The 12,428-nt window shown below is 37.0% G+C and carries 9 protein-coding genes; 3 read left to right on the top strand and 6 right to left on the bottom strand.

The features are described from left to right. Nucleotides 1-10 precede the first annotated feature (10 nt). The 3 genes from nhaD to ZA07_RS13335 form a co-directional block, all read right to left on the bottom strand. A complete protein-coding gene (gene nhaD / locus ZA07_RS13345) occupies nucleotides 11-1,402 on the bottom strand; it encodes a sodium:proton antiporter NhaD (protein WP_053972272.1) in 1,392 nt (463 codons plus the stop codon). Nucleotides 1,403-1,413: 11 nt separating this feature from the next. Continuing rightward, the gene (locus ZA07_RS13340; protein ID WP_053972271.1) at nucleotides 1,414-2,640 is read right to left on the bottom strand and encodes a Glu/Leu/Phe/Val dehydrogenase dimerization domain-containing protein; all 1,227 of its coding nucleotides are present in this window, start codon (nucleotides 2,638-2,640) and stop codon (nucleotides 1,414-1,416) included. A gap of 70 nt (nucleotides 2,641-2,710) precedes the next feature. Further along, the gene (locus ZA07_RS13335; protein WP_369793539.1) at nucleotides 2,711-3,772 is read right to left on the bottom strand and encodes an anhydro-N-acetylmuramic acid kinase; all 1,062 of its coding nucleotides are present in this window, start codon (nucleotides 3,770-3,772) and stop codon (nucleotides 2,711-2,713) included. Nucleotides 3,773-3,873: 101 nt separating this feature from the next. Here ZA07_RS13335 and ZA07_RS13330 point away from each other — a divergent pair, with 101 nt between their 5' ends. Continuing rightward, nucleotides 3,874-5,016: an acyl-CoA dehydrogenase gene (locus ZA07_RS13330; protein WP_053972269.1), complete on the top strand. Its 1,143-nt coding sequence runs from the start codon at nucleotides 3,874-3,876 to the stop codon at nucleotides 5,014-5,016. Between the two features lie 55 nt (nucleotides 5,017-5,071). Here the strand turns inward: ZA07_RS13330 and ZA07_RS16310 are convergent, their stop codons facing one another. Beyond that, nucleotides 5,072-5,212 (bottom strand): hypothetical protein, encoded by a 141-nt coding sequence (locus ZA07_RS16310; RefSeq protein ID WP_157492150.1) that lies wholly within the window; start codon nucleotides 5,210-5,212, stop codon nucleotides 5,072-5,074. Nucleotides 5,213-5,512: 300 nt separating this feature from the next. Here ZA07_RS16310 and ZA07_RS13325 point away from each other — a divergent pair, with 300 nt between their 5' ends. Continuing rightward, on the top strand, nucleotides 5,513-7,270 hold the full coding sequence (locus tag ZA07_RS13325) for a GEVED domain-containing protein (protein ID WP_082316610.1): 1,758 nt from the start codon (nucleotides 5,513-5,515) through the stop codon (nucleotides 7,268-7,270). Between the two features lie 86 nt (nucleotides 7,271-7,356). On the opposite strand, the gene ZA07_RS13320 is transcribed toward ZA07_RS13325, so the two are convergent. Together ZA07_RS13320 and ZA07_RS13315 are read right to left on the bottom strand one after the other, a co-directional pair. Further along, nucleotides 7,357-10,782 (bottom strand): methylmalonyl-CoA mutase family protein, encoded by a 3,426-nt coding sequence (locus ZA07_RS13320; RefSeq protein ID WP_053972267.1) that lies wholly within the window; start codon nucleotides 10,780-10,782, stop codon nucleotides 7,357-7,359. Between the two features lie 112 nt (nucleotides 10,783-10,894). Further along, nucleotides 10,895-11,479, bottom strand: a complete 585-nt coding sequence (locus ZA07_RS13315; protein WP_053972266.1) for a hypothetical protein — start codon at nucleotides 11,477-11,479, stop codon at nucleotides 10,895-10,897. A 220-nt stretch (nucleotides 11,480-11,699) separates the two neighbouring features. Here ZA07_RS13315 and ZA07_RS13310 point away from each other — a divergent pair, with 220 nt between their 5' ends. Beyond that, on the top strand, nucleotides 11,700-12,413 hold the full coding sequence (locus ZA07_RS13310; protein WP_053972265.1) for a DUF4197 domain-containing protein: 714 nt from the start codon (nucleotides 11,700-11,702) through the stop codon (nucleotides 12,411-12,413). The last annotated feature ends 15 nt before the right edge of the window (nucleotides 12,414-12,428 follow it).

Below are 12,428 nucleotides of genomic sequence, written 5' to 3'. Positions count from 1 at the left end.
AAAATTGTATTTAAAAAATTGTTCTTGTAAACATAAAGGTAATGGCTCCTGCTAAAAAGCCCACTAGAGCCAACCATGAAATCTTTTTTAGATACCAAAAGAAATCAATCTTCTCCATACCCATAGCTACCACTCCAGCAGCCGATCCTATAATTAGCATACTTCCTCCAGTACCCGCCGAATAAGCTATAAAATGCCAAAGTTCATTATCCATCGGTTCAGAGAACATTCCCAAACTGGCGGCTACCAATGGAACATTATCAATAACTGCCGATCCAACACCGAGTAATAAAACTACCAAATCGGATACTCCTGCATGGTGTAATTCCGTTCCCAACATGGGGGTATTAGCCTGTAGGGACTGAGCAAATTCAAATAAAATCCCTAAAGATTCTAAAGCAGCTACAGCCATTAAAATACCCAAGAAAAACAAGATACTTGGCATTTCAATTCGTGACAAGGAATGATGCACGGGACTATGATGTCCTTCATAATCGTTTCCTTCTCCTTCTGCTTGCGTAATGCTAAATCTAGTACTACTGTAAATCTCGGCAAAAATCGCTACAACACCCAACGCCAGCATCATTCCGACATAAGGGGGCAAATGAGTGATAGTTTTAAAAATTGGAACAGATACAATCCCTCCCAATCCTAAATACAACATGGTAGAACTGAATCTATTTTTTGGTTTATCTTCAGTTTCTTCTTCCTCAATTTCACCTTTAAAAATAGGCAAGAATGAAGCTATAAAAGTTGGCACGACCATACAAATAAGAGAAGGCAAGAACAAATAGACAAACAAATGCCCTGAAGATACTTTTTTACCAATCCAAAGCATGGTTGTTGTTACATCTCCAATTGGTGACCAAGCCCCACCAGCGTTAGCTCCAATGATTATTAAACCTGCAAACCAGATTCTTAATTCTCGTTCCTTAATTATTTTTTGAAGAATCGATATTAATACAATCGTAGCGGTTAAATTATCGATGATAGCTGAAAGACCAAAAGCTAAAAAGCCAAACATCCATAGAATACGTCTTTTGCTTTTGGTTTTAACATATCCCTTTATGGTAGAAAAACCATCAAAATAGTCTATAATTTCAACTATAGTCATCGCTCCCAATAAGAAGACAACAATCTCTGCAGTTTTACCCAAATGATGGAGCAAGGTTTCCTCCATCAGTTCGATTTTTGCTTCATGACCCAAAGTCCCAAAGGCTTCCATCAAATGATGCTCTGCAGAATCAAACCAATGCGGAAAAGCATCTATTCCCAACGCAATAATAGCCCAACAAATGGCCATCATAAGCAATGCTGGAATTAATTTGTCAATTTTTAAATTGTGCTCCAAGGTTATGGCCAAATAGCCAAGAACGAATGTGAGAACGATAATAGTTTCCATAAATATGTTTATTAAATAAGCTGGCTCAAGGCAATCTCAAAAGCGGTCTCGCTTATACCAGTCTTGTTTTGATTTTTCTCATAAACTTTTTCCAAAGCTCTTCTAATTGTGTCTGATGTATCAGAAAAAATGGATTCGTCAGTCATTTGTACACGACGTTCCATAAAATAAGCAAATACTCGAGCCATTCCACAATTGGAAATGAAATCTGGAATTAAACTTACTCGGTTATCTGTATGCTCCATAATAGGACCAAAGAAAATTTCTTTATCGGCAAATGGCACATTAGCTCCACATGAAATTACTTCAAGTCCCGTATCGATCATTTCATCTATTTGTCCTTTAGTAATCAATCTAGAAGCGGCACATGGTGCAAAAATCTCGGTTCTTAATGACCATACCCTCTGATTCATTTCTTCAAAAGGTATTAAATTTTCAGCGATTAACTTATTACCCTGTTTAGCCAAAAACAAATCGGTGATTTCTTCAAAGGTAAATCCTTCCTCTTTAATTAATCCACCTGCGATATCGATAATTCCAACAATTTTGGCTCCCATCTGAGACAGATAAAAAGCAGCTGCTGATCCTACATTTCCAAATCCTTGCACAATGGCACGTTTGCCTTCTACTGTACCTCCGTATATGTGATAATATTGCTTGACTGCTTCTGCTACACCAAAACCAGTTATCATATCAGCAATGGTATACTTTCTCTGAACACTTGGCGAAAAATAAGGATTCTCAATAACCTTAATAACTCCTTGTCGCAATTGTCCAATCCTATTAATCTTATCGGCTTCTGTTGGCTTAAAATGTCCACTAAAAACCCCTTCTTGAGGATGCCATACGCCACTCTCTTCAGTAATAGGAATCACTTCATGAATTTCATCAACGTTCAAGTCTCCTCCAGTACCATAATAACTTTTCAACAAAGGAGATACTGCTTGATACCAACGCTCTAAAACGCCTTTTTTTCGAGGATCATTTGGATCGAAATTAATACCTGATTTTGCACCTCCGATAGGTGGTCCAGACACAGTAAATTTCACTTCCATGGTTTTAGCCAAAGACAACACTTCATTCATATCCAATCCCTTTCTCATTCGGGTTCCACCTCCGGCAGCACCACCTCTTAGGGAGTTAATAACTGTCCATCCTTCTGCCTCGGTTTCTGGATCTTTCCAATTAAAAATAATTTCTGGTTCTTTAGCTTCGTACTTTTGAAGTAATTCTTTCATTCTAGGTTAGTAATTGAAGTTAACAAATATAAAAAACTTGCTATCCTTAAAAGTTAATTTTGCAATAATTTTAAGGATAATATATCATTCCGGAACTATGGTCTTTCCTAGCTCCCGTAACACTTTTTAAACAATTGATTTCATTCTGCATTTTTAACACACCCAAAAAGCCGAATACAATAGCTTCTTTAAAATCAACGATTAAGGTTTCTGGTATAATAACGGATGGTTTTGCATGAGATTTGATGCGCTCCATTAAGAATTGGTTGTGCGCTCCTCCCCCAGTAACCAAAATATTTTGAGAAGATACTCCATGAAGATTTTGTCCAATTTGAAAAGCGATATGCTCTACAAAAGTCCTTAATATAATTGGTAGTTCTATGCTACAACTATCTATTCTAGGATAAACCTCTGTATTCACCCATTCCAATCCCAAAGATTTTGGATAGGATTCGCCATAGAATGGTATTGCATTTAATTCTTTCAACAATTCTTGATCAACATCCCCAGACTTGGCTAATACACCACCTGCATCAAATTCCTTCCCTACTTTACTCATGTAATGGTTCAACACAATATTTACTGGACATATATCATAGGCAATTCGGTTACCATCAACCTGCATCGACACATTTGCAAACCCTCCTAAATTGAGACAATAATCATAAGATCCAAATAACAATTGGTCGCCAATGGGTACCAGAGGAGCTCCTTGCCCACCCAGAGCCACATCCTCGATCCTAAAATCACACACTACGGGCAACCCTATCTTCTTGGATATTTCTGGTAAATTTCCAATTTGATAAGTCAAGCCCCTTTCAGGTTGATGTAAGGCGGTATGACCATGGGAACAAACCATATCAATTGTTCCTTTGGGATACCGTTCAACAAAATCTACAATAATATGAGCTAAAAAATCGGTGTATTCAACATCCAAATCCAATAAATCATCCTTAGAAAACCCGACTAACCCCTGAAGTTTACGCTTCCAATTTGGGGGGTAAGAAACAGTCACTGCATCATGACAATCAAATTGCCAAGTTCCGTTTAATTTAGTGAATGTAACATAGGCCAAGTCTATTCCATCTAAAGAAGTTCCAGACATCACCCCTACAACATTAAATGTTTCCATTATCATATGGCGTAAAAATATAAATCATTATTGAAAAAATGATACTAAAAGGTTATATTTGGCAACAATTTTTATCAAATCATTAATAAACAATCGTTTCTATGGATTTTTCATTAACTGAAGAACATATCATGATTCGTGATGCCGCTCGCGATTTTGCGAATACCGAACTTTTACCTGGCGTCATTGAAAGAGATGAAAAACAACAATTCCCGAAGGAATTGGTCAAAAAAATGGCCGACCTTGGTTTTATGGGAATTATGGTCGATCCCAAATACGGAGGAAGTGGCATGGATACCATTTCATATGTATTGATCATGGAAGAATTATCTAAAATTGATGCCTCGGCATCTGTAATGGTTTCTGTTAACAATTCCCTAGTTTGCTACGGTCTTGAAAAATATGGAAGCGAAGAACAAAAACAAAAGTATCTGACCAAATTGGCCTCAGGTGAGTTTATAGGAGCGTTTTGTCTTAGTGAACCAGAAGCAGGAAGTGATGCCACTTCACAAAAAACAACAGCCATTGACATGGGAGATCATTACCTTTTAAATGGTACCAAAAACTGGATCACCAGTGGAGGACGTGCCGATGTTTACTTAGTCATTGCTCAAACAGACAGAGACAAGGGACACCATGGAATCAATGCCCTAATTGTTGAAAAAGGAATGCCTGGATTTGATGTGGGCCCTAAAGAAGACAAATTAGGAATCAGAGGTAGTGACACGCACACGCTTCAGTTTAATGATGTAAAAGTTCCTAAAGAAAATAGAATAGGAGAAGATGGTTTTGGATTTAAGTTTGCCATGAAAACGCTTTCTGGAGGTCGTATCGGTATTGCTTCTCAAGCATTGGGAATCGCCTCTGGAGCTTACGAACTGGCAAAAAAATATTCTAAAGAAAGAAAAGCCTTTGGAACAGAGATCTGCAACCATCAGGCCATTGCCTTTAAATTGGCAGATATGGCAACAGAAATTGAAGCTGCCAGACATTTGGTTATGAAAGCTGCTTGGGATAAAGACCAAGGAAACAACTATGATACATCCAGTGCTATGGCCAAAGTGTATGCCAGTAAAGTTGCCATGGACACAACTGTTGAAGCGGTACAAGTTCACGGTGGTAATGGTTTTGTAAAAGAATACCACGTAGAAAGATTAATGCGTGACGCCAAAATCACCCAAATCTATGAAGGGACTTCAGAAATTCAAAAAATAGTTATTTCAAGAAGTATTTTAAGAGATTAAAAAAATCATTTTATAAATGAAAAGGCCCAAACTATGTTAGTTGGGCCTTTTTCCTTTATCGCTTATTGTGTTTTAAATTAACAGTAAGAATATACCCTTCTGCCAAAAAATACTTCTCTGATTTAATAACGTTAAGTAACCAATCCAAATGGTTTTTTGTACGTCTTTTAAAAGTGTAGTTGAGTGTGGGTTTCATAGGTTGTTGGTTTTAAAGTTCAACAAATATTTCACCGGCTAGTATTTAAATTTAGGCACGAAACAGTTAACTAGTTGATTGCCAATTGAAATTTTAGTTAAAAGGAAGAAATAATCCCTTCTACCGTTAGATTTTGCTATTTTCTTCGATTAAAAACATAATGAAAATCATATTTTGGGGATCTTTCACCAAACAAAAGACATATCTTATCTTTAGTTTTATGCTTAAATAAAAGAAAACAAATAAATTAGCAAATGAATTCTACCTAAAGGTCGATTCGAAAAATATCATTCTATTTCAATGAAAGTTAAAAGCCTTTTCTTATGCCTTATGTTTTCAAACCTTTGGATGTTTGCCCAAAACTGGTGCCTCACAACACAGTTTGAAAATCAGCTTAAAGAAATAGATTCCTCATATTTAAAATCCCTTCAAGAACAAAATCTAAAATGGGCTTTTTATAACGGTAAAAAGCTTTATAAAAAAGAGTTTTCTACCAATGACATTTACCAAATCCCCATTGTCATTCATGTCATTCATACAGGTGAAACCATTGGCACACCTAAAAACCCAAGTGATGCCACCTTATTTGCATTGGTTGATGAATTAAACCAAGAATATGCCGCCACTTGGTTTGAAAACCCCAATCAAGATGAAGGAGGGACACCGATTCCTTTTGAATTCATTCTAGCACAAAGAACACCTGATTGTGAAGAAACAAATGGCATTGTCAGAATAGACGGCAGTGCTTTGGATGGCTATTCGGAATATGGCGTAGCATACCCGGGAGAAACCACTGGCGCCCTCGACTCAGATTTAAAAGCTTTGAGCATCTGGCCTAATACGGATTATTTAAATATTTGGATTGTTTCAAATATTCAAGGCGGCTTGGAGGGCAGCGGTGTAGCGGGATACGCCTATTATCCAGGGGTGGACCCAAGTATTGACGGCGTGGTACTTCACCACAGTTATACCAATTGGGCCATTACTCATGAAGTTGGTCACTCCTTCGGACTTCGACATACTTTTGAAGGTGCAGAAGGTGACATTTGCCCAATTAATGACGACTGTACTACCCAAGGTGATTTGGTATGCGATACCGACCCACATCTACTGGTAAGTGGATGTCCTACCAATACAAATACATGTACTGGAACCTCCTTTGATCCCGTCAATCACAATTTCATGAACTATTCTTGGTGTCCCGACAGGTTTTCTGAAGGGCAAAAGGAGCGACTGATATTTATACTTGAAAACTATCGTCATGGTTTAATTACTTCCTTAGGCACTACCTTACCAGAAGAGAATCCAAATGTTCCTTCAGAACCCATAGCCGCCAATTGTGAACCTTCTAGCATTTTGGTTCCCAATAACGAATTCAACGTTGGGATATTCAATGTCAATTTATCCGATTTACAATATACATCCTCAGGCTATACAGGTGATGGTTATCAATTCTATATAGACCACACGTTACAACAAGACTGCTATACACAGTTACCCCTTATTGCTAACTTAGCAGTAGAAACAACCTATACTATAAGTATTACCACAGGCTTCAACTCTGAAAACGTGAGAGGCTGGATTGATTTTAACAACAACGGTATTTTTGAAGTTGAGGAATTAATCATATCAAGTGATGCAACGGGAGGTAGTTATGAAATACATACAGCAAACTTTGAAGTACCCAATAGCGCCATTCTTTCAGAAACCTTGAGGATGCGTATTGCCAGTGATTATCAAGATTCCGCTATTCCTCAACCCTGCTCATCTCCAACCTTTGGGCAAACAGAAGATTTCATGGTCATTATTCAAGAAACTTTGAGTGTTGCATCGTTTCAAGTCTCAAATTTCAAGATATATCCAAATCCAACCAAACACATGATACAGGTCAGCAAAGATTTGAAACAATCCAAAGTTTACAACATGAGCGGTAAGCAAGTCTTAATTTTTGGTAACCAAAACAAGTTAGATGTTTCCCAATTATCATCAGGCATTTATTTTTTGGAATGTGAATTATGGACTGGAGAAAGACACATTAAAAAATTTGTAAAAATCTAACAGACAATCCGTCTTTGACCAAAAATTTAAAGCATAAAAAACCCGAGATAATCTCGGGTTTTAGTTTTAATAATAATCTTAAAACTCTACATATTTCGTCGATACTGTCCTCCAACCTCAAACAGTGCCGAGGTAATTTGCCCTAAAGAACAAACCTTTGCCGCTTCCATCAATTCCTCAAACATATTTTCATTTTCTAAAGCAGCACGTTGTACTTTTTTCAAAGTATCTTCAATTCTATCAGCATAGGTGGCATGCAATTGCTCCAATGTTTTTATTTGGTTCTGCTTTTCTTCCTCTGTTGCTCTAATGACCTCTTTTGGCTGAACCGTTGGTGATCCCTTGCTACTTAAAAAGGTATTCACTCCAATTATCGGAAAATCACCATTGTGTTTTAAGGTTTCGTAATACAGACTTTCTTCTTGAATCTTGCTGCGTTGATACATCGTTTCCATAGCACCCAAAACACCTCCACGTTCGGTAATACGATCAAATTCTTGCAATACTGCTTCTTCCACAAGATCAGTTAATTCTTCAATAATAAAAGCACCCTGAATAGGATTCTCATTTTTAGCCAATCCCAGCTCTTTATTAATAATCAACTGAATCGCCATAGCCCTTCTTACAGACTCTTCAGTTGGCGTTGTAATTGCTTCATCATAGGCATTGGTATGCAATGAATTACAGTTGTCGTATATCGCATAAAGCGCTTGAAGCGTTGTACGAATATCATTGAAATCAATTTCTTGAGCATGCAAACTCCTACCTGAAGTTTGAATGTGATATTTCAACATTTGAGCTCTAGCATTGGCTCCGTATTTATTTTTTAAGGCCTTAGCCCAAATTCGTCTAGCTACACGACCTATAACAGCATACTCGGGATCGATTCCATTACTAAAGAAAAAGGACAAATTAGGACCAAACTTATTGATATCCATCCCTCTACTCAAATAATACTCGACGTAAGTGAACCCATTAGCCAGTGTAAAAGCCAACTGGGTTATAGGGTTTGCACCGGCTTCCGCAATATGATAACCTGAAATGGAAACCGAATAAAAGTTCCTTACATTATTTTGGATAAAATATTCCTGAACATCCCCCATCAAACGTAGGGCAAATTCTGTAGAAAAAATACAAGTGTTTTGAGCTTGATCTTCTTTCAAAATATCTGCCTGAACAGTTCCCCTAACTTGTGAAATGGTTCTAGCTTTTATTGTTTCATAAACCTCTTTTGGCAACACTTGATCCCCTGTTACACCTAGCAGCATCAACCCCAAACCATCATTTCCTTCTGGTAGTTCTCCAAAATATCGAGGCCTTTCCTTACCTTCATAAATAGCATTTATCTTGGCCTCAACCTCAGCTTCCAAGTTATTTTCCTTAATATAAAGCTCACACTGTTGATCAATAGCTGCATTCATAAAAAAACCTAACAACATAGGCGCCGGACCATTAATGGTCATACTCACAGAAGTCATTGCATCAGCCAAATTAAATCCGGAATACAATTTCTTAGCATCATCCAAACAACAAATACTCACCCCTGCATTACCAATTTTCCCATAAATATCGGGGCGGTAGTCAGGATCATTTCCATATAAAGTCACACTATCAAATGCTGTTGAAAGTCTTTTGGCCGGCATGCCTAAACTCACATAATGAAAACGTCTGTTTGTACGCTCTGGCCCTCCCTCACCGGCAAACATCCTGGTAGGATCTTCCCCTGTTCTTTTAAAAGGGTACAAACCGGAAGTGAACGGAAACTCACCAGGAACATTTTCCTGTAAGACCCACTTCAGAATATCTCCCCATGCCGAATACTTTGGCAATGCTACCTTCGGAATTTGTGTATGGGATAAAGACTCAGTATGTGTTTCTATTTTAATTTCCTTATCCCTTACCATGAAGGAATAAATCGGCTGTCTGTATTTATTAACTTTTTCATCCCAGCCTAAAATAACCTCCCAATTGTAAGGATCCAAATTCATTTTTACTCTATCAAATTCTTTCTTCAAGAGGTCAATAAATTCAGAATTCCCATTTTCTTTAGAAGCCTCCAAAACCTCATCGTCAATGCCATAGGCATTTAGTTTCAGTGAAGCATTTGAAACGCTTTCCAAAGCGGTAAAAATTCCAAATAATTTTTGGGCTACCTCAACCTGAGCTTCAACTTGCTTATCATAAGCCCGATTATTTTCTGAAATTTCAGAAAGATAACGGGTTCTAGCCGGTGGAATTACAAAAATCTTCTCACTCATTTCTTTAGAAACTTCAAACGTAGATTCTAAATCAGCTTGAGCTTTATCCACTAACTCATCCATAACGGCTTTATAAAGGGAATTCATTCCAGGGTCGTTAAACTGAGATGCAATAGTACCAAAAACCGGCATATCATCTGGATTGGCATGCCACAGGTTGTGATTACGCATATATTGCTTTTTCACATCCCTAAGAGCATCTTGAGCTCCTCGTTTATCAAATTTGTTGATTGCTACCAAATCAGCAAAATCCAACATATCTATTTTTTCCAACTGTGTGGCAGCTCCAAACTCAGGAGTCATTACATATAGAGACACATCGCTATGTTCCAAAATTTCGGTATCGGACTGGCCAATACCTGAAGTTTCCAAAATAATTAAATCAAACTGAGCGGCTTTTAAAACTTCAATAGCTTCATTCACGTGCTTAGATAGGGCCAAATTGGATTGACGTGTTGCCAAACTACGCATATAGACTCTTGGCGAATTAATGGCATTCATTCTGATTCGGTCTCCCAATAGGGCTCCCCCTGTTTTTCTTTTAGATGGATCTACAGAAATAATACCGATGGTTTTTTCAGGAAAGTCAATAAGGAATCGACGCACCAACTCATCTACCAAACTAGATTTACCAGCACCTCCTGTTCCTGTGATTCCTAAAACAGGTGATTTAGCTGTTTTATTTCTATCGTGAATAATATTTAGTGTATCCTTTGCAACTTCCGGGAAATTCTCAGCCGAAGAAATAACTCTAGCAATGGATTTAACATCTCTGGATTCCAAATGATTTACTTCACCATTTAAATCATTGCCAACGGCAAAATCTGACTTCTCTACCAAATCATTGATCATTCCTTGCAATCCCATTTCCCTACCATCATCAGGGGAGTAAATTCTAGTGATTCCATAAGCCATAAGCTCCTCTATCTCTTCTGGAAGGATAACACCACCGCCACCACCAAAAATTTTGATATGGTCAGCACCTTTCTCCTTTAGTAAATCATACATGTATTTAAAATACTCATTATGCCCACCCTGATAGGAGGTCATTGCAATAGCATTGGCATCTTCCTGTATCGCTGTATTGACAACTTCCTCAACACTTCTGTCGTGACCTAGGTGAATAACCTCAACGCCAGTAGCTTGAATAATACGACGCATGATATTGATAGCTGCATCATGACCATCAAAAAGAGAGGCCGCAGTAACAATTCTAACTTTATTTTTGGGTTTATATGGTGTTATTTGTTCCATTGATAAAAAAACAGTTTTAAAGCGGAACAAATTTAAAGAATATTCAACAAAAGGAAGTATCTACTTTAAATATTCTAAAAAAATAGATTAAAAAAATGGGATATAAAATAAGTTAATTGATATGCTGATTGCTTAACCCGTCCTCCAATAGTTTCTGAAATGCTGGATATGAGTGATTATGAAGGATAAAAATTTGTTGGACCGCTCTTATAAATGGTAAAACTTTAAATAAGATTGGACCATTTTCTGAGGATTCCAAAAGTTCCTTCTGCCAGACCAAAAACAGCTCATTGAATAACTCTTTATGTGCCTCATAATTATTTTCAATCTGGAACAGCATACTTCTGGAATAACTCTTAAACAATAACGGCATATTAATGATGCGATTAAAAAAACATTTGGTTTGCTCAGCAATTTCCAATTCACTGTTCATGGTTCTAACTATGAAATCGTTCCTTTTCCTACCTTTAGTAGTCACCAATAGCAAAAAGGCACTAACAATCAAATCATCATGTGACACTTCACTTCTGTAATAAAAATCAACTCCTATATTAGTATTGATAATCATGACATTTCTTTTTAGCAAATCCTTTAAAAAATGTTGTAACGTAAAAACATCTTTTGGTGTAACCAACAATTGACGTTTGTAGGCCTTATCAGAAATGCTAATTATTTTTAAATGAAAATGAGGTGTCATAACTTTTATCGAATTACTAAATTTAAAAATAAAAAGCGATATAATTAAACATTTATCAAAATACGACCCTGTTTTTATCTATTTTGATAATTATTTAATGTGAAATTGGCACTCCTTCTTAAATTATTACGCTTTGGCACACGGGTAACAAACCAATAATTCGCAATGAAGTTGATTGGCAATTAGTATCTTTACTCTCAAATTTAACCTCAAAATACGAATGAAAACAAAATTTCTAGCCCTTTGCTTAACCTTTACTATTTTTAGTTGTGCCGAATTGCAAGATGTAGTCAACAACCTTCCAGACACTACTCAAACTCCCGGTATAGGAAATTCAGAAATTGCTGCTGGCTTAAGACAAGCCTTAGATAAAGGCATACAAGAACAAGTAAGCAAACTCACTCAAACAGATGGTTTTTATAAAAATGACATAGTCAAAATTTTGCTTCCTGATGAATTGAAAAAAGTTGACAAAACATTAAGAGACATAGGCCTAGGTAATCTAGCTGATGAAGGTTTAAAACTTTTGAATAGAGCTGCTGAAGATGCCGTTAGTGAAGCCACCCCTATATTTGTTGATGCGGTAAAAGGAATCACCTTTAATGACGCTAAAAACATTTTACTAGGATCTGACAATGCCGCCACCCTTTACCTTGAAAATAAAACACAGGTAGCTCTATATGAGAAGTTCCATCCGGTTATCAATAAGTCTTTTTCCAAAGTAGGTGCAGACCAAATTTGGGCTACCTTAATTCAGAAATATAATTCAGTTCCATTTACTGATGACGTAAATCCAGACTTAACCGATTATGTGACTACCGAAGCACTTCAAGGTGTCTACAAAATGATTGCTGTTGAAGAAAAGGACATCAGAAACAATATAGGATCCAGATCCACCGATCTGCTGAGAAAAGTATTTGCTCTACAGGATTAAATCTGAAATCATAGA

Source organism: Mangrovimonas sp. ST2L15, from assembly GCF_001280515.1.
Lineage (GTDB): Bacteria > Bacteroidota > Bacteroidia > Flavobacteriales > Flavobacteriaceae > Mangrovimonas > Mangrovimonas futianensis.
The sequence above is the reverse complement of the archived record's forward strand: the minus strand, read 5'-3'. Positions and strand labels throughout refer to the sequence as shown.